This is a genomic window from Gemmiger sp. An120 (assembly GCF_002160955.1).
GTDB lineage: Bacteria > Bacillota > Clostridia > Oscillospirales > Ruminococcaceae > Gemmiger_A > Gemmiger_A avium.
The window spans coordinates 366,728-388,439 of sequence record NZ_NFLN01000001.1 but is presented as its reverse complement, the minus strand read 5'-3'; the positions used below and the strand labels follow the sequence as shown (position 1 = coordinate 388,439).

The following is a 21,712-nucleotide window of genomic DNA, read 5'->3' as shown; positions in this document are numbered from 1 at the left end:
CCGTCGGGGTGGGGGCCGGCGTTGCGGTCGGAACCGGGGTCGGCGTCGGGGTCGCCGTTGCCGCCGTCTCCACCTTGATGGTGATCTGGGTCTTGGCCGTCACACCGTCCACGGTCACACTGGCCTCAATCACATAATCGCCGGGATTGCTGGATTTGAAGGTACAGCTGGCACCGGTAGTACCGTCAATGCCGGAACCGCTCCACTTCACATCGGCAGCGTACTTGTCGCCGCGGCTGACCGAGGCGGTCAGGGTAACGGATTCACCAGTCTGCACAGTGGTCTTGCTGGCGGAAATAGAGATCTTCATGAACATCGCGGTAACCGAGATATTCTGCTTGAAGTTCTTGTCCGTACGGGACGCGCTGGTTACGCCGTCGCTCCATTTCAGGAACACGTACCCGTCGGCGGGAACAGCGGTCACCGTTACGCTGTCGGAAGAGGATACCGGTACGCTTACTGAGGCCTGACCGGTCTTGTCGCCGTAGGTCAGGGTACCGCCGCTGCTCTCGGTATAGTAGTTGGCGGTATACTGGGTGGGCTCCGGCGTGGCGGAAGAAGACGACGGCGTGGTGGTACCGGTCTCCACCGGGTTCTTGGCCCGCTTGGGAATGTTGTTGGTATCCGGGCGGCGATCCTCCGTCTCATAGGCATGGGTACGGTGGTACTCCAGGATCTTTTTCAGGCCGCTCTGGCTCAGGTGAATGCCGTCGCTGGACATATACTCCGCTTTGGCATACCCGTCATCGCCCTTGAGGATCTCGCTGGTATTCAGGAACTTGAGGCCGTCCTCTTCGCACATCTTTACCAGCGCGTAGTTGAACTCATCCACCGTCTGCATATCCACGTTGTAGCCGCTGGTGGAAGCACTTACCGGCGGGATTGCATTGACGATGATGTCGCAGTACGAATAGGCTTCCTGGATGGCCTTGATAGCGCTGCGGTAGCTTTCAATGAAATCGTCGGCGGACATGCTGCCGTCCGCATTGTTCGTACCAAAGGTCAGCACGATCCGGCGGGGCTTCATCTTGGCCAGCGCCTCCGGGATAGTATAGGCGGTATTGTCGTTCTTGAAGTACACGCACTTGGTGGTGGTTACCTCCTGAATGCCCATGCTCTCCTTGCCGACAAACTGGTCCAGGGTGAGCAGGTTGTACTGGTTGAAGCGCACCGTATTGGAATCGCCCACAAAGACGGTCTGCTCCACGTACTCATCGCCGGCGTCGCTGGTTTCGGCCAGGATCGCGGAACTGGTTTCATCAATCACAAATTCGCTGTTGTCGTAGCCGGTGCTGGCGGAAGAAGAACCGCTCTGCGAAGAAGGATCCTCCGAACGGGTTGCCCCGCCTACCACAACCCCCACCACAATGGAGGTGATCAGAATCGCCAGTATGCAGCAGGCCAGCACGATGGCCGCCTGCTTTTGCTTTTTGCTCATGTTTTCCAGGCTGAAGCCGCCCGTTTTGCGGGACGCTTTGCGTTTTGCCATTTTCAGGTCCTCCGTTCGTCGGAATTCAGGATTCGAGAATAAACTTGGTCAGACTTTCACAATCCGGCGCAAGGAAAGCCGGTGCATAGGGTTCCAGTTCCTGCCGCGTACCATAGCCGTACAAAACCCCGGCAGCGGGCAGACCGCAGTTGCGCGCGCCTTCCATATCATCGCGCCTGTCCCCCACCATCAGGGCCGGACGGCCAGCCACAGGCGGCTGGCACAGCACATGCCGCATAACAGCCGTCTTGGTGTCCAGGCTGCTGTCCATCGCAGCGCCGCCGATAATCGTGAACCAGCGGTCAATGCCCAGATGCTCCAGAATCGGGCGGGCCACCTCGGCCGGTTTGGAAGTAGCGGTGCAAAGCAGGACGCCTTCCTCGTTCAGGCGGCGGAGCATCTCCTCCACACCGGGGAACAGGCGGCAGGCATACTGACCGCTCTCTTTATACAGCGCCCGGTACAGGGTAACTGCCTTTTCCACATCCTCCGGATCCTGAAAGTGCTGCGCAAAGGTACGCCGAAGCGGAGGCCCCAAGTACTGCTGAAGATCAAATCCGGAACAGTCTACCCCCATTCGTTCAAAGGTCTCGCGAAGGGTCTGCAGAATCCCCGGGCTGGAATGGATCAGCGTCCCGTCCACGTCAAACAGTACTGTCTGGAAACGCATGATGCGTCCTCCTTTTTTGCGGCATTTTTACCGGAAATTCCGGTACGTACTAAGTTATTATACCATCTTTGCCCGGCAAGAGCAATTCCGGCGCGGGAATTTACAGTTTATTCATGGTCGCAAAAGGCGGCAGCCCTTTCCGCGCAAGATGCGCGCAGAAAAAGCTGCCGCTTTTTATACAGGATCAATTCGGTTCAGGCTGTCTTGCCGGTACGGTACAGTGCCGCGCCATACACCAGAATGTCCACCAGGACCGCCATGCGAAGCAGAGCCAGCAAACCAGGCAGTATGCCGAACGCCGCATTGGCAAGGGCCGGCGGAAGCGGAAACAGGAGAACCAGATATGCCGCACAGCCTGCCGCTATGCCCCGCCGGGCATGGTCAGCCGCGATTTGCAGGGAACGGAAGCTGCGCAGCGTACAAGCCGCAAGAAACGCAAAAGCAGCGAATGCCAGGGCCGCTACAAGAAGGTCAAACCAATAGGTCTGGTACATTTGCCAGCTTGCGCCCGGCCGGGTAATCCACCGGGCTATAAACTTCCAGAAAAACAGGCTGCTGGAAAACCGCGTAAACATAACGGCGGCCAAATACAGCGTTCCATATACAGACCAGCCGCACCACAGGGCCCACCGCTTTTTTGCATAAATACAGATCAGGGCCGGAATAAAAAACGGAACTGCCAGAATCAGCCCGGCGACCGGATCCCCCTGCAGTATACACAGCACCAGCGCAAGGGCACCGATACCGAACAGCAGCAGGCATACCAGAATACGGGCAGGCACGGCCTGCGGACAGACGGGTGCTGGTACAGCCGGCTCTGTTTGGGGCGGCGACGCCTCGTCCAGGATCAGCTGATCCATAGTCACCCCGAACAGCTCATGCAGTTTGACCAGGTTGTCCAGATCCGGTGCGGACGCATCGGTCTCCCATTTGGATACCGATTGTCTTGATACCCCCAGCTGATCCGCCAACTGACTTTGCGAAAGGCCCTTCTGACTGCGCAGACGGCAGATTGTTTGTCCCAGGCTCATACCCTATCCCTCCTTGTTTCTGCTTTTCAGTATACAGGGACAGGGTGGTTTCGTCCACCAAGTATACGCGGAACTTTGTCAACCAGCGGTTGCACAACAGAAAAACTCCCGGACGCATACGCATTCGGGAGTTCTGGAGGTGCCGACCAGATTTGAACTGGTGAATGAAGGTTTTGCAGACCTTTGCCTTACCACTTGGCCACGGCACCGTATGAGCAACTGATGGATCAGCTGCTGTTTGTGGAGCGGCTTACGAGGCTCGAACTCGCTACCTCCACCTTGGCAAGGTGGCGCTCTACCAGATGAGCTAAAGCCGCAAAATGGTGCCTCCGATCGGAATCGAACCAATGACACGGGGATTTTCAGTCCCCTGCTCTACCAACTGAGCTACAGAGGCAAATGGCGACCCGGATGAGGCTCGAACTCACGACCTCTAGCGTGACAGGCTAGCGTTCTAACCAACTGAACTACCGGGCCAAACCGATGGTGGAAGTTACAGGACTCGAACCTGTGACCCTCTGCTTGTAAGGCAGATGCTCTCCCAGCTGAGCTAAACTTCCCCAATGGAGCGGCTTACGAGGCTCGAACTCGCTACCTCCACCTTGGCAAGGTGGCGCTCTACCAGATGAGCTAAAGCCGCATGTTTTGAGGACCTTGTCGACCGCTTTGTTCGGGCGACGGTGTTTATTTTATCGCATCCCGACGCATTTGTCAATACAAATCCTCAAAAAATTTCAAACTTTTTTTATTCGCCTGATTTCTTGTCGGAAAGGCCCTTGAGAAGCCGCTCCACGTCTACCGAATAGACCTTGTCGCAGAACTGGCAGGTAACCTCTACAGTCCCCTCTTCTTCCTTGAGGCGCTGCAGTTCTTCCCTGCCCAGGCTGAGCAGCGCACGCTCCACACGGGCCTGGCTGCAGTCACACTGATAGCTGACGGTATGGCTGTCCAGCACCTGCGGGGCAAAGCCATCCATCACACGCTCCATGATCCGCTCCGGGGTATAGCCCTCCTGCAGCAGGCTGGTAATCGGCGGCATAGCGGCCACGTTGGCTTCCAGGCGGCTGATCTCCTCCTCCGACGCGCCGGGCAGAAGCTGCAGAATATACCCGCCCGCGCAGGAAACCGTCAGATCCGGCGCCACCAGCACGCCCAGCGCGCACACGGTCGGGATCTGCTCACTCACAGCATAATAGCTGGTAATATCCTCGGCAATCTCACCGCTCACCAGCGGAATCTGGCCCACATACGGTTCTTTCAGGCCCAGGTCGCGCACCACGCTCAGGGTACCGTCCCGGCCTACCGCCGCGCCCACATTCAGTTTTCCGTCCGGCCGGTCGGGGACATCCACGCAGGGGTTCTCCACATAGCCTTTTACACAGCCCTTGCCGTCCGCCACGGCCAGAACAAGGCCAGCCGGGCCGCCGCCCTTTACGCGCAGGGTGATGGAGTCGCTTTCATTTTTCAGCATGACCCCCATCATGGAGGCCGCCGTCAGCAGACGGCCCAGTGCCGCCGAGGTAACGGCGCTGGTCTTGTGGATCTGCTCCATACGGCGCACCAGTTCCGTGCTGTCCACACCGTAAAACACAACGCCGCCGTTTTCCGAAATGCCCCGAATCAAATTGCTCATTGCTGGTTCTCTCCTTGCTGGGTATATTGCTTGATTGCCGTAAAGATGTACCGCTGGCTGTCCGGGCGCAGCGGACCAAAGGTTTCCCCGTCGCGGACACAGGCCACCGTAAAGCCGTACCGTTCCAGAACCTCTGTTACATACGCCTGCTCATAGGTATACTCGCTGAACTGCTCCCGGCACTCCTCCGGCGGATCGCTGTACCGGATGGATACATCAATATCCACCCGGCCCGCCTGGGGATCATACTGATTACTCCAGCAGCAGACCGCATCCGGGCACTCGATGGTAAAGCTCTGCCCGGCCAGTATCTGGCTGTGCTTATAGGGCGTGTTCAGGTCAAACACGAAAACGCCGTCCTTTTCCATGAAAAAGGCGGCTTTTTCGATTGCTTTTTCAAAACGCTCCCGCGGGCCGATATGATTGAAGGTATCAAAGGTGGACACGGCAGCCCGGATGGTTCCGTACAGATCCAGATCCAGGATATCCTGCTGCAGCAGAAGCAGGCCGTCGGAAACTCCCAGTTCCGCGGCTTTTTCCCGCAGAACCGACAGCATCTCCGCCGACTGATCCACACCGATCATATCGTAGCCGCACTGGGCCAGCATCAGGGTCAGGTCGCCGGTTCCGCAGCCCAGATCCACCACGATGCCGTCCCGCACGCCATGCTCCTGCAGCTGGCCCGCCACATAGCCAAAAAGCGCGTCGTAGTCGGCTTCTCCGTTCAGTTCGTCGTAGAAATAGGCAAACTCATTATAGGCCATTGTCCGCCTCCAGCCGCTGCGCCAGAAACGCCTGCAGCTCCCCGATTCCCTGCCCGTTCTCGCTGCTGACCAGGAACACGTCCTTACAGCCATACTCCGCACAGATCCGGGCAAACTCCTCCCGGGTGGCGGCCATCTGGCTTTTTTTCAGCTTATCGGCCTTGGTGAGCGCCACCGCAAACTCCACCCCGTGATAGCGCAGATACTCCAGCATCTGCCGGTCATCGGCCGAGGGGGCATGACGGCTGTCCAGCAGCTGGATCAGCACAGCCCGTTTACGGGCCGCGTCAAAGTAGCTGTTGATCAGATCGTCCCAGCGGCGGCGTTCCTGATCCGAAACGCGGGCATAACCGTACCCCGGCAGATCCACAAAATAGACGCTGTCCACCTGGTAAAAGTTGATGGTAGCCGTTTTGCCCGGGGTGGCGCTTACCCGGGCCAGGTTTTTGCGGTTGCACAGCTTATTGATCAGACTGGACTTGCCCACATTGGAGCGGCCGGAAAAGACAAACTCCGGCCGGTCGCTGCCCGGCAGCTGGCTGGACAGGCCATAGGACGCCAGAAACTGCGCGTTGTTATAGTTCATGAGACTTCCTTTCCCTTACTGGCGCACGGCAGCCGGGGCGGCATGCTCTTCCGGCGGCGGCGCGGCCTTCTTGCTGCGGGAAGAAGATTTCTTTTTCTCCTTTCCCGGGCGGATCAGCGCCTTATCCAGCACCTGCTGCAGGTTGGAAACCGGAACAAAGGTCACCGCTTTCTTGACCTCTTCCTCCACCTCGTACAGGTCGCTCTCGTTGTCCTTGGGGATCAGGACGGTCTTGATGCCCTCCCGGTAGGCGGCCATGCTCTTTTCCCGCAGGCCGCCGATGGGCAGCACCTGACCGTGCAGGGTGATCTCACCGGTCATGGCCACGTCCGCCCGCACAGCGCAGCCGGACAGGCTGGAGATCAGCGCAGTGGTCAGGGTGACACCGGCGGACGGGCCGTCCTTGGGCACTGCGCCCTCCGGGGCATGGATATGCAGATCCGCGTCTTTCAGCCGGGCGGGATCAATGCCGTACTCCGCCGCATGGACACGGGCATAGGTGACCGCCAGACGGGCACTCTCCTTCATTACGTCGCCCAGGGAACCGGTCAGCTCGATCTTACCGGTACCGTTGTCCAGCACCTGCACCTCGATGGGCAGAATCTCGCCGCCCACGCTGGTCCAGGCCAGGCCGTTGGTGATGCCCACGGCGTTGGTGCGGTTAAAGAAATTGTCCTTGACACGGCGGGGCCCCAGCAGCTCTTCCAGCATGCCGGCGGTCACATGCACCGATTCGGTCTCTTCGGCGGCAATCTTGCGGGCACACTTGCGCAGAACCTCGGTGATGCTGCGTTCCAGGCCGCGCACACCGGCCTCGCGGGTATAGCCGTCGATCAGGCCGTACAGCGCGCCGGAGTTCATGGTCACCTTGCCCTCCAGGCCGTTGTTCTTCAGCTGTTTGGGCAGCAGATGCCGCTTGGCAATGTTGTACTTCTCCACCCGCGTATAGCTGGGCAGTTCGATCACGTCCATACGGTCCAGCAGCGGGGCCGGGATGGTGTCCAGGTTATTGGCCGTGGTGATGAAGAGCACATTGCTCAAATCAAAGGGAATGTCCAGATAGTGGTCCTTGAAGCCCTTGTTCTGCTCCGGATCCAGGGCCTCCAGCAGCGCGGCGGCCGGGTCGCCCCGGAAGTCGCTGGCCAGCTTGTCGATCTCATCCAGCAGCAGCAGCGGGTTGGAACTCTTGGCGGTAATCACCGCGCTGATGATCTTGCCGGGCATCGCCCCGATATAGGTGCGGCGATGGCCCCGGATCTCGGCTTCATCCCGCACGCCGCCCAGGCTCATGCGGGCATACTCCCGCCCCAGGCAGGCCGCAATGGAACGGGCAATCGAGGTTTTGCCCACGCCCGGAGGGCCTACCAGGCAGATGATCTGCCCCTTGACCTCCGGACTGAGCTTGCGCACCGCCAGAATCTCCAGGATGCGGTCCTTGACCTTTTTCAGGCCATAGTGCTCTTTATCCAGGATATTCTGGGCGCGGGTGATGTTCAGGTTATCCACCGTGGTTTTGCCCCAGGGCAGGCTCAGGCAGGTGTCCAGATAGGTGCGGATCACCGCGGCTTCCTGGCTGTTTCCCTGCATGCGGGCCATCCGCTCGGTCTCTTTGAGAAGCTTTTCCCGGGCCTCCTCGGGCAGTTCCAGGGCTTCGATCTTCTTGCGGTATTCCTCCGCCTCCAGGCGGGCATCCTCGGTCTCATCCAGCTCGGTGGCGATGACCCGCATCTGCTCCCGCAGATAGTAATCCCGCTGGTTCTTGTCCATCTGGTCGCTGACCTTGTCCTGGATCTCCTTTTCGATGGAGAGGACCTGGCATTCCCGGTTCAGCAGTTCCAGCAGGGTGCTGATACGGCGCATCAGGGTGCTTTCGTTGAGCACCTGCTGCTTGTCCTGATATTTAAGCAGGATGTTGGCGGGAACGTATTCGGCCAGGAATGCCGCGTCATCGCTGGACAGGATGTTGTACACCACGTCCTTGGACAGACGGGGGTTCAGGGACAGATACCGCTCAAACGCCTCTTTCAGGCTGCGCAGCATGGCCTCCATCTGGATGGTAGACCCTACCCGCACACCCCGCAGCGGCGCAGGCTTGATGGTGGAGATCAGGAACTTGCCGCCGCTTTCCAGCGCCAGCAGACGGGCCCGGTATTTGCCCTCCACCAGGACCTTGACGACCTCGTCGGAGACGCGCAGCACCTGCTTGACCTCCGCCACAACGCCATACTCGTACAGATCCTCCACAGTGGGGGTCTCGGTTTCCATTTCACGCTGGGTAATCAGGAAAATATGGCTGGAATTGTTCATGGCCCATTCTACGGCAGCCACCGACTTTTCCCGGCCGACCTCGAAATGCACTACATTATTGGGAAAGACCACCAGACCGCGCAGCGCGATGGTGGGCATCCGCATAATATCACGATCCACCTTGATCTTGACTTTTTCTGACATATTGGCAACCTCCCGGGCTTTCCGGCAGAAAGCCCTTTGCACATTGATTCATATTATTATACACTAGCGCGGTATAGGATGCAAGCCTTTGCAGCAGGTGTGCAACTTTGCCGCCGGGAGACAGCCGCCGGAGGGAAAACAAGGCGGCGGCCCGCTTCTGCACAGGAAGCGGACCGCCGTCCGGAAAGCTATCAAACGGGATTGGCGGAAGCCAGGCTCTTGTACCGCTTGCGCACCGCGCCATACTCCAGGCGGGGCGGCTGGCCCTCCACAGTGGATTCGTCCACGATAACCTTGATGATGGTGGGATCGCTGGGAACCTGGTACATCACCGGGATCAGCAGGTTCTCCACCACGCTGCGCAGACCGCGGGCGCCGCTCTTGCGCTCGATGGTCTTGCGGGCAATGGCCCGCAGCGCCTCGTCGGTGAACTCCAGCTCCACGTTGTCCATGCGGAACAGCGCGGTATACTGCTTGACCAGGCTGTTTTTGGGCTCCTTGAGGATACGCACCAGGGCGTCCTCATCCAGCGCATCCAGCACGGTAATCACCGGCAGACGGCCGATCAGCTCGGGGATCAGGCCGAACTTGACCAGATCGTGGGGTTCCACCTTGTTGAGCAGCTTCTGCTTGGCACTGGCGCTGGTATCCTTCAGCTGGCTGCCGAAGCCCAGGGCCGAGGCGTCGGTACGGCGCTGGATCTGCTTTTCCAGGCCATCGAACGCACCGCCGCAGATAAACAGGATGTTCTTGGTGTTGATCTGGATGAACTCCTGCTGGGGATGCTTGCGGCCGCCCTGCGGCGGCACATTGCTGACAGTACCCTCCAGGATCTTCAGCAGCGCCTGCTGCACACCCTCGCCGCCCACGTCGCGGGTAATGGAGGGGTTCTCGCTCTTGCGGGTGATCTTATCGATCTCGTCGATGTAGATAATGCCGATCTCGGCTTTCTGGACGTCAAAGTCCGCCGCCTGGATCAGCTTGAGCAGGATGTTCTCCACATCCTCGCCCACATAGCCGGCCTCCGTCAGGGTGGTGGCATCGGCAATGGCAAAGGGAACGCCCAGCATCCGGGCCAGGGTCTGCGCCAGCAGGGTCTTGCCCACGCCGGAGGGGCCCAGCAGCAGCACGTTGCTCTTCTGCAGCTCCACATCGTCGCCGCTCTTGCCGCTGAGGATACGCTTATAGTGGTTGTAGACTGAGACCGCCAGCACCGTTTTGGCGGCGTCCTGGCCGATCACGTACTGATCCAGCCCGGCCTTGATCTCGGCGGGGGTCAGGATGTTGATCAGCGGGCGCTTCTCCGGAGCGGGACGGGCCGAAGCCTTGCCGGACTGGGGCCGGGCCGAGGGCTTTTCGTCATTGTCCAGCAGAGAGTGACACAGCTCAATGCACTCGTTGCAGATATTGACGCCGGGGCCAATAATCATCCGTTCCACTTCGTCCTGGCTCTTGCCGCAGAAGCTGCAGATCAGGGATTTCTCTTTTCCGGTATTGTTTGCCATATAACTCCTTTAGCGTCAGCGGTGGCTGATCACGGCATCCACCAGGCCGTAATCCTTCGCCTGCTGCGCGGTCATATAATTGTCGCGCTCGGTGTCGGCGCAGATCACATCCAAAGGCTGGCCGGTATACTCGCTGAGCAGGCCGTTCAGCTTGTTCTTCAGATGGATGATGTGATCTGCGTGGATCTTGATGTCGGTGGCCTGACCCTGCAGCCCGTTCATCAGGGGCTGGTGGATCATGATCTCCGCGTTGGGCAGCGCCAGGCGCTTGCCCTTGGTGCCGCTGGCCAGCAGGAACGCGCCCATGGAGGCCGCCATGCCCATGCAGATAGTGGACACATCGCACTTGATGTATTTCATCGTGTCATGGATGGCCATGCCCGCGCTGATCGAGCCGCCGGGGCTGTTGATATACAGGCTGATATCCTTGTCCGGGTCCTGCCCTTCCAGATACAGCAGCTGAGCCACCACCAGGCTGGCGGTGTTGTCGTCCACCTGGTCGCTCAGCATAATGATCCGGTCGTTGAGCAGCCGGGAAAAGATATCGTAGGACCGCTCACCGCGGGCCGTCTGTTCGATGACGTAAGGTACCAAACTCATGGTTTTCGCCTCCAATATTCCAGATTCAGCAGGTTTTGGCAGAACGCCTTTTTGCCAAATTGACCGATATGGCCATACCGGTCATATCGGTCAATTCAGCAGCGCCAAAAGAGTATGCGGCAGTCGGGCCGGGTTTATTCAGCCGCAGGCGCGTCCTTCTTCACTTCTTCGGTGGTGATCTCGGCCTTCTCCTTGATGAAGTCGATGGCCTTGTTCACAGCCAGATCCGCCTTGACGGCCTTCTCGTCCACCAGCTCGCGGACCTTGTCCTCTTCCATCTTGTACTGGTCGGCAATGCGCTTGACCTCAGCGTTGAAGTCCTCGTCGCTGGCCTCCAGCTTCTCCTTGGCGGCAATAGCCTCCAGAGCCAGACGGATCTTGACCTGCTTCTCGGCCTGCTCCTTGTAGCTGGCGCGGAAGGTCTCCAGGGTCTGGCCCATGTACTGCAGGTACATCTCCAGCTTCAGGCCCTGCTGGCTCAGGCGGTACTCGAAATCACGGACCATGTCGTCCATGCGGCTCTCGTACATAGCCTCGGGGATCTCGCCCTCCAGGGTAGCGATCACCTGGTCAACCAGGTCGTTCTCCACCTGCACGTCCGCCTGCTTGGCGTTGCGCTCTTCCATCTCCTTGCGGATACTGGCGCGCAGTTCGTCCAGGGTGTCGTACTCGCTCACGTCCTTGGCGAACTCGTCGTCCAGGGCGGGCAGCTCCTTGTACTTCACTTCATGCAGCTTGATCTTGAACACGGCGGGCTTGCCGGCCAGCTCGGCGGCATGGTACTGCTCGGGGAAGGTGACGTTCACGTCGAACTCCTCGCCGGCCTCGTGGCCCACAACCTGCTCCTCAAAGCCGGGGATGAAGGAGTTGCTGCCCAGCACCAGGGAGTAATGCTCGCCCTTGCCGCCCTCGAAAGCTACGCCGTCCACGAAGCCCTCGAAGTCAATGTCGGCGGTGTCGCCGTTCTCAGCCTTGCCCTCGCGGGTGATCATGCGGCCGTTGCGCTCCTGCATACGGGTGATCTCGGCCTCCACATCGGCATCCTCCACCGCGGTAACCTTGCGGGTTACCTTCAGGCCGGTGTACTCGCCTACGGTCACTTCCGGCTTAACGGGAACAACAGCCTTCAGCACAACGCCCTCGTCCATGGACATGGAAACCACGTCCACCTCGGGCTGGCCCACGACCTCCAGGCCGGCTTCCTTGACAGCGGCCTCGTAGTTCTCCGGGAACAGGTCATTGATAGCGTCATAGTGGAAAATATCCGCACCGTACATCTTCTCGATCATCGCGCGGGGCGCCTTGCCCTTGCGGAAGCCGGGCACGTTGTACTTCTTGCCCTCACGCTTGTAGGCCTTGTCCACAGCGGCGCGGAAGGTCTCCGCGTCCACAGAAAACTGCAGTTCGACCATGCTCTTTTCCAGCTTTTCGTTCTTAACCAGTTTCATTCTATTTCCTCCAAGCGGGACCAGAGGCCCCTAAAATAGCCATTGTAGCGATAATTATACCATATAGTGGACAGGAATACCAGCCCTAATTTCAGATTTTAAGCGGACAGAAGCCCAGCGCGTCGGCGCTGATCAGGCGGTATTCAATTTCGTCCCGCATTCCCTGCACCGCATAGCGGATGGCCGTGCCGTGCAGATGGCCGTAAAAGCAGCGTTTGACCCCGTATTCCCGCAGCACCGCCACGACCTCCGGGGCCTGGGCGTTGGAGCACAGGGGCGGATAGTGCAGGAACACCACCTTTTCCCCGTCACCCGCCGCGTCCAGGCTCATGCGAAGACGGCCCAGCTCCCGGTTCATGACCTTTTCGTCGTGGGGCTGGCCGGCGTCAAACAGCCAGCTGCGGGTTCCGCACAGCGCCATGCCCTCCACGGAAAAGGAGTTGTTGTGCAGAATTGCCAGGCTGGTAAAGCCCTGCTGTTCCAGATACCGGTCCATCTTGGCCTTGGTGCACCACCAGTAATCGTGGTTGCCCTTCAGAAGAAGCTTGCGGCCGGGAAGGCTTTGCAGAAACGCGAAATCCGCGCCGGTATCCTCCAGCTTCATCGCCCAGCTGGTATCCCCCGCCAGCACCACGGTATCCTCCGGGCGCACAAGGGCGTTCCAGCTGCGCTCCAGCTTTTCCTTGTAGCCTTTCCAGCCGGGGAACACATCCATGGGTTTGTCGGTTCCCAGCGAGAGGTGCAGGTCACCGATCGCAAAGACTGCCATTTTCTTCCTCCCCTCATAAATCATGGCCGCCCCGCGCACACTAACGGCACAAAGGAGGCGAAATTGTATGGAATCCTGTGCTGATAACAAAATCCGCTGTGACGAGCTGGACTGTGCCTACAACAACGGCAGCTGCCATTGCATGGCGGAGCAGATCCATGTGAAAAAGTGCACCGGCACCTGTACCGCCGGCCCGGATGAACCGGCCTGCGATACCTTTACCAAGGCCTGACCTTCGCCACAACGGAAAAATCCTGCTGCGCTGACGCAGCAGGATTTTTTGCTTGCTGCTGATACGGGTTTATGCCAGATCCAGCGCCGTTTTGCCGATCTCATCCGGGCGGATCACATCCCGGAAGCGCTCCGGCTTGCCCTGCAGGTCAGCCAGCTGACGGGGCGCGGCACAGCCGGTACGGGCGGTAAGCTGTTCCATAGCGGCAAAGTCGCTTTCCGGCGCGGTCTCGCCCAGGGCCGCCAGCACATCCCGCGGGAACTTGAACGGACTGGCGGTGGACAGCACCACCATCGGCCGTTCGGACCGCTGTTCCTGCGCAACCTTGAAAGCTACCGCGGTATGGGTGTCGCACAGGTATCCGTCCTGCTCATAGCGGCTGCGGATTTCCCGCGCTGCCTGCCCGTCGTCCGCCCAGCCGGCGGCAAAGACCTGCCGGATCTTTTCCATTGTGGCGTCGTCCACCTGGTAGTGGCCGTCCCGGGCCAGGCCTTCCATAAAGCCAGCCACCGCCTGATCGCTGCCGGTCATGTGCCAGAGCAGGCGTTCCAGGTTGGAGGATACCAGGATATCCATGGAAGGCGAAGTGGTGCGGTAGAATTCCCGCCGGGCATTGTACAGGCCGGTGGTCAGGAAGTCGGTCAGCACCTTGTTCCGGTTGGAAGCGCAGATCAGGCGGCCCACCGGCAGCCCCATCCGCTTGGCGTAGTAACCGGCCAGGATATCGCCGAAGTTGCCGGTGGGCACACAGAAGTCCACCGGTTCGCCGTACTGCACCGCACCGGAACGCATCAGCTGCCCATAAGCGGCAAAGTAGTAGACGATCTGGGGCACCAGACGTCCCCAGTTGATGGAGTTGGCGCTGGAGAGGCGAACGTTTTTCCGGGCCAGCACCTGCGCCACCGCGGCATCACCAAATACACGCTTCACTCCGGTCTGGGCATCGTCAAAGTTGCCGTCCACCGCGTACACGGCCACATTGTTCCCCTGCTGGGTTGCCATCTGCAGGCGCTGGATCTCGCTGGTGCCGTGATCCGGATAGAACACGGCAATCTTGATGCCGGGAATGTCCCGGTAGCCTTCCAGCGCCGCCTTGCCGGTATCGCCCGAGGTGGCCACCAGAATCAGGGTGGTTTCGTCCCGGCCCAGGTTTTTCTTGGCCTGCACCAGCAGCCGGGGCATCAGCTGCAGCGCATAGTCCTTGAACGCACAGGTGGGGCCATGCCACAGTTCCAGCGAGTACAGCCCGTCCTGCACCTTGGCAAGATGGCCGGCTTTGCCGCCGAACGGCTCGCCATAGACCTGGCGGGCAAACTCTTCCAGCTGGCCCGGATCGTAATCGGTCAGGAACGCGGCCAGCACGCGACGTGCCAGCGCCGGATACGCCAGCCCGCACAGCTCCCGGGCATCCACCTGCGGAAACTCACAGGGAACAAACAGGCCGCCCTCTGCCGAAAGGCCCTGGGCGATCGCCTGGGAGGCGCTCACCCGCAGATTACTGTTTCTGGTACTGCAAAACTCCATACTAAACCCCTCCTGTCTGATAATCCGGGCCCTGTGCCCGGCTTTTTTCATTCGCACTCAAACGCCCCGCAGATGCACCGCACCCGAAGCCCCAGCAGGCCGGGCGTTACCTCTGCCACGTCAAAGCGCACGGCATATTCGGCATATTCCGGGCAGCGCTGCAAAAACAGCTGTGCCGCCCGGATAAGCCGCTGCTGCTTATGCCGGTCCACCGCTTCCGCGGGTGCGCCGAATCCGGCGTCGCCGCTGCGGGTTTTGACCTCCGCGATAACCAGCAGGTTACCCCGGGCTGCCACCAGATCCAACTCCCCCATCCGGGTGCGGAAATTGCGTGCCACGATGGCAAAGCCCTGTTTCTGGTACCAGCGGGCCGCCGCGTCCTCACCCCGGCGGCCCAGCTCTGCACTATTCATGCCAGTAGCCCTGCTTTTTCAGAAAGCTGCGGCGGTAAAACGGCTGAATGCCGTACTGCGCAATCAGTTCATAATGCAGTTTGGTGGGATAGCCCTTATGTTTGGCCAGCTGGTACTGGGGAAACTCCGCGTCCAGCTGCTTCATGTACCGGTCACGGGTGACCTTGGCCAGAATGGAAGCCGCGCCGATGCTGGCGCTGACCGCGTCCCCCTTGACCTGCGCCGCTGCCGGGATTGCCAGTTCAGGCGGGCAGCGGTTGCCGTCGATCAGGGCAAAGGCCGGCGCTACCAACAGGCCCTCCACGGCCTGCCGCATCCCGCCCATGGTTGCCCACAGGATGTTGTCCCGGTCGATGATCTCCGGGCCAACCGACACAATGCTGTACGCCAGCGCATGGGCGCAGATTTCCTCGTACAGCGCTTCGCGCTTTTTTTCGCTGAGTTTCTTGGAATCGTTGATCCCCTCGATGGGATGTTCCGGGTCCAGAATTACCGCCGCACAGCAGACCGGCCCGCACAGAGGGCCGCGGCCCGCTTCGTCCACGCCGCAGAAAATCCCGTGCTCTGCCCGGATCTGCGCGTCAAATTCATAGCGGGCAAGCTGCTTTTCATCCATCATTCCGCCACCTCCGTCCGGGAGGGAGGGGCTTCCAGCGAGATACGGCCCCACTTGCTGGCGCGGAACTCGTCCACCAGCATGATGGCCGCCCGCTCGGTGTTCACTTCCCCGCCGCTGATCAGCATGCCGCGACGGCGGCCGATTGCCTGCAGCAACTCCCAGGGATCCAGTGCCAGCTCCTCTTCGGTCAGCTTATACCGCTGGGCCAGCATCTGCGGATACATGCGGCTCATCTGGGCCAGCAGACCCATGGCCAGCTCCTCGATGTCCAGGATATCGTCCTTGATGGAACCGATAAACGCCAGGTTGGTGGCGGTTTCCAGGGAATCAAACTTTTTCCAGAGCACGCCGGGCATATCCAGCAGGTCGAAGTTGCCCACGGTGACCCACTGCTTGCCCCGGGTTACGCCCGGCTTGTCCGCCGCTTTGGCTCGGACGGAGCCGGCAAAGCTGTTGATAAAGGTGGATTTGCCCACATTGGGGATGCCCACCACCATAACACGCAGCCGGGCGCCCGCCATGCCGCGCACCGCACGGCGCTGCATCAGGTCGGACAGTTCCTTTTCAATGGCCGCCCGCACCGCTGCCGCACCGCCGCGCTGGCGGGCGGTAATCGCCACACAGCCTTCGCCCTGGGACTGGAAATACTTTACCCAGCGGGCTGTAACGGCCGGATCGGCCAGATCCGCCTTATTCAGCACATACAGATGGGGCTTGCCCCGGGTGATACGCTGGATCTCCGGGTTCAGGCTGCTGGCCGGGATCCGGGCATCCAGAAGCTGCAGAACCGCGTCCACATGGCGGATATCCGCTTCCATGATGCGCAGGGTTTTGGCCATATGGCCGGGAAACCACTGGATCTGGCGCCGGTTGATCTGTTCATTTGACATTGTTACTCGATTCCTCCAAGCTTCTCCAGGGGAAAAAGCGGAATACCACCTTACCCAGCACATCCCGCTCGTCAATACAGCCGATCTTGCTGGTCCGGCTGTCGGAAGAGTGCTGCCGGTTGTCCCCCATTACAAACAGGCATCCCTTGGGAACCGTGTAGGGGAAGGTCACGTCCCCGTTGATGGTGGTCTGATTGTTGATATAGGGCTCGTCCAGCACCTCACCGTTGACCGTGACCGCACCGGTGGCGGCATCGATGTCTACCACATCGCCGCCCAGGCCGATCACCCGCTTAACCAGCGGCTTGCCGTAGTTGATGTAGCCGTCGATCACCACCACATCGCCCCGCTGAGGGGTGTAGCCGATGCTCTGCACAAGAAGCCGGTCACCACCCTGGAGCGTGGGCTCCATGGAAATGCCGTCCACCGCCACGGCGCGGACGAAAAACACAAACACGATCACCAGAACGGCCAGCGCAAAGATCAGCGCGTCATACCATTCCAGCAGCTCCGCGTTGCTCTGGCTGCGATTCGTTTTCATGCACAGACACCTTCTTTCCCACAAAACCGCGTAAAAGCGCGGAATAAACAAAAAAGGGACAACATATTGTCGTCCCTTTCCTGCAATGATCAGATCTGCTCTTTGACCTTGGCAGCCTTGCCGGTACGACCGCGCAGATAGAACAGCTTCGCGCGACGAACCTTACCGCGGCGGATGACCTCAACCTTCTCAACGAAGGGCGAGTTGATGGGGAACACACGCTCCACACCTACGCCGTAGGAAGTGCGGCGAACGGTGAAGGTCTCGGCGACGCCGCCGTGCTTCTTCGCGATCACAGTGCCCTCGAAAGCCTGGATACGCTCACGCTCGCCTTCCTTGATGCGGACGGACACGCGAACGGTGTCGCCCACTTCGAACTTGGGCTGGTCGGCCTTGATCATGCCCTCGGTGATAATCTTCATTGCGTCCATTTGATGATCCTCCATTTTTTTGTGACGTTCATGCCCGCAGAGCGGCAGAGGACCGTCCGTTTAATGATAACATTAACCCCGCTGGTGGTGCCAGCGGACACTAACGCCTAAATATCATAGCATAAGGATGCCCGGATTGCAAGCGTTTTTTGCAGAAAATCGGGCATTTTCCCGGCCTTTTGCCCGTATGGTCAGCAGAACGGTTCGCCGTCCTTGGTCAGGAGCGCGGTGCGCAGGATGGAGCACTCCTCTGCCGGAAGGCCGGACCGCTCCTGCAGGAACTTCAGCAGCAGGGACGGGTTCAGATTCAGCGTCTCGCTGGCGGGCAGCGTTACCGAAAAGCTGGCGGATTCGCCGTCGGTTTTCAGCTCCAGGGCCGACACGTAGGCTTTCAGGTCCACGGGCTTCTCCCCCCGCTTGCTCTTTTTCATGACGACCGCCTCGGTGAGCCGGTTGTACTCTTCCACCGCCTGGGCGGCCCGGGCGGGCAGTGTGATGGTATAGACCGCGGAACCGATCTGCTCGGCCTTGATGCGGGCGTAGTCCACCCGCACCACCGCAAGGCCGGTGGGCATGACCGGCGCCAGGGCCGCCTGCCAGGCGGCAAAATCCGGCTTATTCTCCTCAGTCTTTACGTCCACGCTTTCCACCAGGCTCTCCTGCCCCAGGGACAGCGGGCAGGCAAAGGTCATATAAATGTGCGGGTTGAAGCCCAGCGTGTACCAGACCGGCAATCCGCTGCGCTTGAGTGCGCGCCCCATTACCCGCTGCAGATCCAGCAGCGAGATGTAGGATGCCTCACCGGTTTTCGTGAACCAAATCCGTATCGTATGCAAAGCAGGGTCCTCCCAACAGATGATTTGCGCCGCAGCCGCTGCACTGACGGTTGCAGGGCTGGGTTGTCTGCGCGGCCAGCGCCTTGTGGTACTCGTGCACCAGGAACGCGTGGCTCACGCCGTAGTCCATATGGCTCCAGGGGGTGATTTCGTCCTCCCCGATGGTGCGATTGGCATAGAACGCGGTGTCCAGGCCGAACTCCCGGAAGGTCTCCAGCCACACGTCGTAGCGGAAGCACTCATCCCAGCCGTCAAAGAAGCAGCCTTTCCGGTAGGCGGCTTCGATCACCGGTGCCAGGCGGCGGTCGCCTTTGGCGAACACGGCCTCCAGAAAGCTGGTGCTGCTGTCGTGATAGTTGACCCGGATCTTGCGGCTGTGCACACTGTGCAGCAGATGCTGCTGCTTGGCCTCCAGCTGCTCCTTGGTATCCTGAGGCACAAACTGGAACGGCGTATGGGGTTTGGGCACAAAGCAGGCCACGCTGATGGTCACCTGCACCCCCTTGCCCTTGGGCTTGTCCGGATTGGAATAGTACAGATCCACCACCCGCTGGGCCGTTTCGGCAATGCCTTCGATGTCCTCCATGGTCTCGGTGGGCAGGCCCATCATAAAGTACAGCTTCACCGAACTGTACCCCGCCTTGAAGGCAATCTTGCAGCTCTTTTCAATCTCGTCCCAGGTGATGTTCTTATTGATTACATCCCGCAGACGCTGGGTGCCGGCTTCCGGCGCAAAGGTCAGACCGCTCTTGCGAACCTTGGTGGTCTTTTCGATCAGGCTTTCGCTGAAGTTGTCAATGCGCAGGCTGGGCAGCGAGATGGAAACGTGTTCCTGCGGGGTCCAGGTGTCCATCTCGTCCAGCAGCTGTTCCAGCTGGCTGTGGTCGGAGGTGGACAGGCTGGTCAGGCTGACCTCCTCGTAACCGGTATTGGCGCACAGGTCGCGGGCCGCTTCGTTGAGCATGCCCACGCTGCGCTGGCGCATGGGCCGGTACAAAAAGCCTGCCTGGCAGAACCGGCAGCCGCGCACGCAGCCGCGCAGCACCTCGACCTGGGCCCGGTCATGGATGGCCCCCACCATAGGTACCACAAAATGGGTGGGCGGCGCATAGGAATCCATATCCTGCAGGATGACCTTGGTCACCTTGGCGGGCGCCTGAGGACAGTTGGGCGTGATGGACTGAATACGGCCATCCGGCTGGTAGGTCACGTCGTAGAAAGACGGCACATAGCAGCCGGGGATACCGGCCAGCTGTTCCAGCAGGCGGCGCTTGGTCCAGCCTTCCTTTTTGGCCTGTTCCACCGTTTCACAGACCTTCTGCAGCTGCCACTCGCCCTCGCCCAGCATCATCATATCAAAGAAAGGCGCAATCGGCTCGGCGTTGCAGACACAGGGACCGCCCGCCACGATCAGCGGCCAGCTTTCGTCCCGGTCTGCCGCATAGAACGGAATACCGGCCAGGTCCAGCATGGCCAGGATATTGGTATAGGAAAGCTCGTACTGGAGGGTAAAGCCCACAATGTCGAAATCCGTCAGCGGGTCTTTGCTTTCCAGCGTATACAGGGGCAGGCCCAGTTCCCGGTGCTGCTGCACCATATCCAGCCAGGGCATAAATGCCCGCTCACACCACCAGTTGGGGTGCTGGTTGAGCAGCTCATACAGGATCTTCATGCCCAGGAAGGACATGCCTACCTCGTAGGTGTCCGGGAAGCAGAACGCAAACCGCAGATCCACCTGCGATTTATCTTTATATACGCAGCCCGGCTCCCCGCCGGTATAACGGCCCGGTTTCTGCACCCGTGCCAGCGCCTGTTTCAGTTTGGGGTCAAACATGGTTTTCCTCCGCAGATAGTTTTATACGGCTCTTATTGTACCGTATTCCGGGAGGAAATGCAATTTTACATTTTCAGAGTTTTTTGTTCCCGCCAGGCAGAAAGCATCTGGCCGCCGTCCAGCGGCAGGATCGGGATCAGATTATACCCGGCTGTGAGCAGATTGCTGCCCGCAAAACACCACCCCCAATAGGAGGCTTCGTGCTGCATCCACAGCCAGGAGGCCGCAAAAAGCACCAGATTGGCAGCCGGGCCGCTGGCCGCCAGCCAGAACCGCTCGTGCAGCCCCAGTTCCGCCTCGTTCCACTCCAGGCAGATCCCCCACAGGGAACAGTGCAGGCGCGGCGGCTTTTTCTGGCACAGCATATAAACGGCCAGATGACCGCTTTCGTGCAGCAGACAGCACAGCAGGCTGATCCGGTACAGACCGCTGTAATCCCGCAGCAGCAAAAAGGTCAGGACGGCCAGAAAAATCAGCGGCCGTTCCTGACGCAGGCGGTTCATTCCACCCCCAGCGCGGCGGCCGGGTCGTAGTGGATACCGTTGCTGATCAGTTCAAGGTGCAGATGCGGGCCGGTGGAAACGCCGGTGCTGCCGACCGTGCCCAGGCACTCACCCGGTTCCACGCACTCCCCTGCGCGCACAAACACATACTGCATATGGCAGTACACACTGACCAGCCCATCGCTGTGCATGACCTGCACATAGTTGCCGTAGGAGGAGTTGGTCGCGGTTTTCAGCACGATTCCCTGCCGCACCGGCGTGATAGGTGTCCCTTCCGCGTTGGCCAGATCAATACCGGTGTGAAAGTCCTTCTTTCCGGTCAGCGGGTGTTTGCGCCACCCGTATTCCGAGGTGACGGTATACCAGGCAAGCGGCTGTTCCAGTTCGCCCTCTACCGGGCAGTCCTTTAATGAGTAGCCCTCCGGCACGGAATCCTGCTTGACCGGAAACAGACCGCCCGCCCCGGCAAAGGCTGCGGCCGCCTTCTCGGCTTCCAGCTGTTGTTTCCATTGTTCCAGCGCAGTCTGGGTCCGGGCCTGCAAACCGGCAAGCAGGTCACCGGCAAATTCCACCGCCGCCTGTGCGGCCGGGGGCTGCCCGGATTCCATTGCCTCGTTATAGTCCTGCCGGACCGTCTCAAAGGCCGGCATCCCCAGCTGCCGCATCAGAAACACCAGCAGGGCCACAACAACACAAATCGCGATCTGTGCCCGCAGCAGATAGTCCGGCCCGTCGGAAACCGGAGCGGGCGGAGGCTTGAGATACTCCGGCCGTGGCTGTCTGTCTGCTGTCTGCTGCTTTTCCGTTTCATTCTCCCACACGCGGCATTGCCCTCCTCGCCTTGGACGTTTGTCTTCAGTATATGGGAGACGGCACAAAAAAAGACGCGAATCCCCGCTGCAAAGCCAACTTGCTTCGCAGCCGAAACTCGCGTCTGTATCTT

The 21,712-nt window shown here is 59.9% G+C and carries 22 protein-coding genes and 6 tRNA genes; 1 reads left to right on the top strand and 27 read right to left on the bottom strand.

Annotated elements, in window-relative coordinates:
- The 17 genes from B5E65_RS01770 to B5E65_RS01690 form a co-directional block, all read right to left on the bottom strand.
- Positions 1 to 1,489: GDSL-type esterase/lipase family protein (locus B5E65_RS01770; protein ID WP_087170054.1), on the bottom strand; the 1,489-nt coding region annotated here is incomplete at its 3' end.
- Between the two features lie 25 nt (positions 1,490 to 1,514).
- A complete protein-coding gene (locus B5E65_RS01765) occupies positions 1,515 to 2,159 on the bottom strand; it encodes an HAD hydrolase-like protein (protein ID WP_087170053.1) in 645 nt (214 codons plus the stop codon).
- A gap of 194 nt (positions 2,160 to 2,353) precedes the next feature.
- Positions 2,354 to 3,190 carry a helix-turn-helix domain-containing protein gene (locus B5E65_RS01760; RefSeq protein ID WP_087170052.1) on the bottom strand — a complete coding sequence of 279 codons (837 nt, stop codon included), beginning with the start codon at positions 3,188 to 3,190 and terminating at the stop codon, positions 2,354 to 2,356.
- Between the two features lie 134 nt (positions 3,191 to 3,324).
- A tRNA-Cys gene (locus tag B5E65_RS01755) sits at positions 3,325 to 3,399 on the bottom strand.
- 32 nt (positions 3,400 to 3,431) lie between these two features.
- Positions 3,432 to 3,507 (bottom strand) — tRNA-Gly (locus tag B5E65_RS01750).
- Positions 3,508 to 3,511: 4 nt separating this feature from the next.
- A tRNA-Phe gene (locus B5E65_RS01745) sits at positions 3,512 to 3,587 on the bottom strand.
- Between the two features lie 3 nt (positions 3,588 to 3,590).
- Positions 3,591 to 3,667 (bottom strand) — tRNA-Asp (locus B5E65_RS01740).
- A gap of 7 nt (positions 3,668 to 3,674) precedes the next feature.
- Positions 3,675 to 3,750 (bottom strand) — tRNA-Val (locus tag B5E65_RS01735).
- A 4-nt stretch (positions 3,751 to 3,754) separates the two neighbouring features.
- A tRNA-Gly gene (locus B5E65_RS01730) sits at positions 3,755 to 3,830 on the bottom strand.
- A gap of 105 nt (positions 3,831 to 3,935) precedes the next feature.
- The gene (hslO, locus tag B5E65_RS01725) at positions 3,936 to 4,823 is read right to left on the bottom strand and encodes an Hsp33 family molecular chaperone HslO (protein WP_087170051.1); all 888 of its coding nucleotides are present in this window, start codon (positions 4,821 to 4,823) and stop codon (positions 3,936 to 3,938) included.
- Positions 4,820 to 5,587: a class I SAM-dependent DNA methyltransferase gene (locus B5E65_RS01720; RefSeq protein ID WP_087170050.1), complete on the bottom strand. Its 768-nt coding sequence runs from the start codon at positions 5,585 to 5,587 to the stop codon at positions 4,820 to 4,822. The genes hslO and B5E65_RS01720 overlap by 4 nt, the downstream gene beginning before the upstream one ends.
- The gene (gene yihA / locus B5E65_RS01715; protein WP_087170049.1) at positions 5,577 to 6,173 is read right to left on the bottom strand and encodes a ribosome biogenesis GTP-binding protein YihA/YsxC; all 597 of its coding nucleotides are present in this window, start codon (positions 6,171 to 6,173) and stop codon (positions 5,577 to 5,579) included. Before yihA ends, B5E65_RS01720 begins: the two co-directional genes overlap by 11 nt.
- 15 nt (positions 6,174 to 6,188) lie before the next feature.
- Positions 6,189 to 8,624, bottom strand: coding sequence for an endopeptidase La (gene lon, locus B5E65_RS01710; protein ID WP_087170048.1), 2,436 nt, complete (start codon positions 8,622 to 8,624; stop codon positions 6,189 to 6,191).
- A 191-nt stretch (positions 8,625 to 8,815) separates the two neighbouring features.
- Entirely contained in the window at positions 8,816 to 10,129 is a 1,314-nt protein-coding gene (clpX, locus tag B5E65_RS01705) for an ATP-dependent Clp protease ATP-binding subunit ClpX (protein WP_087170047.1), read from the bottom strand.
- 15 nt (positions 10,130 to 10,144) lie between these two features.
- Positions 10,145 to 10,729, bottom strand: a complete 585-nt coding sequence (gene clpP, locus B5E65_RS01700; protein WP_087170046.1) for an ATP-dependent Clp endopeptidase proteolytic subunit ClpP — start codon at positions 10,727 to 10,729, stop codon at positions 10,145 to 10,147.
- Between the two features lie 134 nt (positions 10,730 to 10,863).
- The gene (gene tig, locus B5E65_RS01695) at positions 10,864 to 12,177 is read right to left on the bottom strand and encodes a trigger factor (RefSeq protein ID WP_087170045.1); all 1,314 of its coding nucleotides are present in this window, start codon (positions 12,175 to 12,177) and stop codon (positions 10,864 to 10,866) included.
- Between the two features lie 91 nt (positions 12,178 to 12,268).
- Positions 12,269 to 12,946, bottom strand: coding sequence for a metallophosphoesterase (locus tag B5E65_RS01690; protein ID WP_087170044.1), 678 nt, complete (start codon positions 12,944 to 12,946; stop codon positions 12,269 to 12,271).
- A 67-nt stretch (positions 12,947 to 13,013) separates the two neighbouring features.
- Here B5E65_RS01690 and B5E65_RS15955 point away from each other — a divergent pair, with 67 nt between their 5' ends.
- Positions 13,014 to 13,178 carry a DUF1540 domain-containing protein gene (locus tag B5E65_RS15955; RefSeq protein WP_158098483.1) on the top strand — a complete coding sequence of 55 codons (165 nt, stop codon included), beginning with the start codon at positions 13,014 to 13,016 and terminating at the stop codon, positions 13,176 to 13,178.
- A 69-nt stretch (positions 13,179 to 13,247) separates the two neighbouring features.
- Here the strand turns inward: B5E65_RS15955 and thrC are convergent, their stop codons facing one another.
- From thrC to B5E65_RS01640, 10 genes are all read right to left on the bottom strand, one after another.
- Positions 13,248 to 14,702 carry a threonine synthase gene (gene thrC / locus B5E65_RS01685; protein ID WP_087170043.1) on the bottom strand — a complete coding sequence of 485 codons (1,455 nt, stop codon included), beginning with the start codon at positions 14,700 to 14,702 and terminating at the stop codon, positions 13,248 to 13,250.
- A gap of 47 nt (positions 14,703 to 14,749) precedes the next feature.
- Positions 14,750 to 15,115: a YraN family protein gene (locus tag B5E65_RS01680; RefSeq protein WP_087170042.1), complete on the bottom strand. Its 366-nt coding sequence runs from the start codon at positions 15,113 to 15,115 to the stop codon at positions 14,750 to 14,752.
- Positions 15,108 to 15,734: a ribonuclease HII gene (locus B5E65_RS01675; protein ID WP_481810347.1), complete on the bottom strand. Its 627-nt coding sequence runs from the start codon at positions 15,732 to 15,734 to the stop codon at positions 15,108 to 15,110. Before B5E65_RS01675 ends, B5E65_RS01680 begins: the two co-directional genes overlap by 8 nt.
- A complete protein-coding gene (ylqF, locus tag B5E65_RS01670; RefSeq protein ID WP_087170041.1) occupies positions 15,731 to 16,624 on the bottom strand; it encodes a ribosome biogenesis GTPase YlqF in 894 nt (297 codons plus the stop codon). The genes B5E65_RS01675 and ylqF overlap by 4 nt, the downstream gene beginning before the upstream one ends.
- A complete protein-coding gene (lepB, locus tag B5E65_RS01665; protein WP_087170040.1) occupies positions 16,614 to 17,165 on the bottom strand; it encodes a signal peptidase I in 552 nt (183 codons plus the stop codon). The genes ylqF and lepB overlap by 11 nt, the downstream gene beginning before the upstream one ends.
- Positions 17,166 to 17,254: 89 nt before the next feature.
- Positions 17,255 to 17,596 (bottom strand): 50S ribosomal protein L19, encoded by a 342-nt coding sequence (rplS, locus tag B5E65_RS01660; RefSeq protein WP_204655952.1) that lies wholly within the window; start codon positions 17,594 to 17,596, stop codon positions 17,255 to 17,257.
- Positions 17,597 to 17,787: 191 nt separating this feature from the next.
- Positions 17,788 to 18,432, bottom strand: coding sequence for a TIGR03936 family radical SAM-associated protein (locus tag B5E65_RS01655; RefSeq protein ID WP_087170038.1), 645 nt, complete (start codon positions 18,430 to 18,432; stop codon positions 17,788 to 17,790).
- On the bottom strand, positions 18,395 to 20,266 hold the full coding sequence (locus B5E65_RS01650; protein WP_087170037.1) for a TIGR03960 family B12-binding radical SAM protein: 1,872 nt from the start codon (positions 20,264 to 20,266) through the stop codon (positions 18,395 to 18,397). The genes B5E65_RS01655 and B5E65_RS01650 overlap by 38 nt, the downstream gene beginning before the upstream one ends.
- Positions 20,267 to 20,331: 65 nt before the next feature.
- Positions 20,332 to 20,769 carry a zinc metalloprotease gene (locus tag B5E65_RS01645; protein WP_087170036.1) on the bottom strand — a complete coding sequence of 146 codons (438 nt, stop codon included), beginning with the start codon at positions 20,767 to 20,769 and terminating at the stop codon, positions 20,332 to 20,334.
- Complete coding sequence (locus B5E65_RS01640; RefSeq protein WP_087170035.1) at positions 20,766 to 21,590, bottom strand: M23 family metallopeptidase; 825 nt, start codon at positions 21,588 to 21,590, stop codon at positions 20,766 to 20,768. The genes B5E65_RS01645 and B5E65_RS01640 overlap by 4 nt, the downstream gene beginning before the upstream one ends.
- Positions 21,591 to 21,712 lie beyond the last annotated feature (122 nt).

Coding starts and splice junctions, on each gene's coding strand:
- B5E65_RS01765 (WP_087170053.1), bottom strand. CDS start 2,159: ATGCGTTTCCAGACAGTACTGTTTGACGTGGACGGGACGCTGATCCAT.
- B5E65_RS01760 (WP_087170052.1), bottom strand. CDS start 3,190: ATGAGCCTGGGACAAACAATCTGCCGTCTGCGCAGTCAGAAGGGCCTT.
- hslO (WP_087170051.1), bottom strand. CDS start 4,823: ATGAGCAATTTGATTCGGGGCATTTCGGAAAACGGCGGCGTTGTGTTT.
- B5E65_RS01720 (WP_087170050.1), bottom strand. CDS start 5,587: ATGGCCTATAATGAGTTTGCCTATTTCTACGACGAACTGAACGGAGAA.
- yihA (WP_087170049.1), bottom strand. CDS start 6,173: ATGAACTATAACAACGCGCAGTTTCTGGCGTCCTATGGCCTGTCCAGC.
- lon (WP_087170048.1), bottom strand. CDS start 8,624: ATGTCAGAAAAAGTCAAGATCAAGGTGGATCGTGATATTATGCGGATG.
- clpX (WP_087170047.1), bottom strand. CDS start 10,129: ATGGCAAACAATACCGGAAAAGAGAAATCCCTGATCTGCAGCTTCTGC.
- clpP (WP_087170046.1), bottom strand. CDS start 10,729: ATGAGTTTGGTACCTTACGTCATCGAACAGACGGCCCGCGGTGAGCGG.
- tig (WP_087170045.1), bottom strand. CDS start 12,177: ATGAAACTGGTTAAGAACGAAAAGCTGGAAAAGAGCATGGTCGAACTG.
- B5E65_RS01690 (WP_087170044.1), bottom strand. CDS start 12,946: ATGGCAGTCTTTGCGATCGGTGACCTGCACCTCTCGCTGGGAACCGAC.
- B5E65_RS15955 (WP_158098483.1), top strand. CDS start 13,014: ATGGAATCCTGTGCTGATAACAAAATCCGCTGTGACGAGCTGGACTGT.
- thrC (WP_087170043.1), bottom strand. CDS start 14,702: ATGGAGTTTTGCAGTACCAGAAACAGTAATCTGCGGGTGAGCGCCTCC.
- B5E65_RS01680 (WP_087170042.1), bottom strand. CDS start 15,115: ATGAATAGTGCAGAGCTGGGCCGCCGGGGTGAGGACGCGGCGGCCCGC.
- B5E65_RS01675 (WP_481810347.1), bottom strand. CDS start 15,734: ATGATGGATGAAAAGCAGCTTGCCCGCTATGAATTTGACGCGCAGATC.
- ylqF (WP_087170041.1), bottom strand. CDS start 16,624: ATGTCAAATGAACAGATCAACCGGCGCCAGATCCAGTGGTTTCCCGGC.
- lepB (WP_087170040.1), bottom strand. CDS start 17,165: ATGAAAACGAATCGCAGCCAGAGCAACGCGGAGCTGCTGGAATGGTAT.
- rplS (WP_204655952.1), bottom strand. CDS start 17,596: ATGGACGCAATGAAGATTATCACCGAGGGCATGATCAAGGCCGACCAG.
- B5E65_RS01650 (WP_087170037.1), bottom strand. CDS start 20,266: ATGTTTGACCCCAAACTGAAACAGGCGCTGGCACGGGTGCAGAAACCG.
- B5E65_RS01645 (WP_087170036.1), bottom strand. CDS start 20,769: ATGAACCGCCTGCGTCAGGAACGGCCGCTGATTTTTCTGGCCGTCCTG.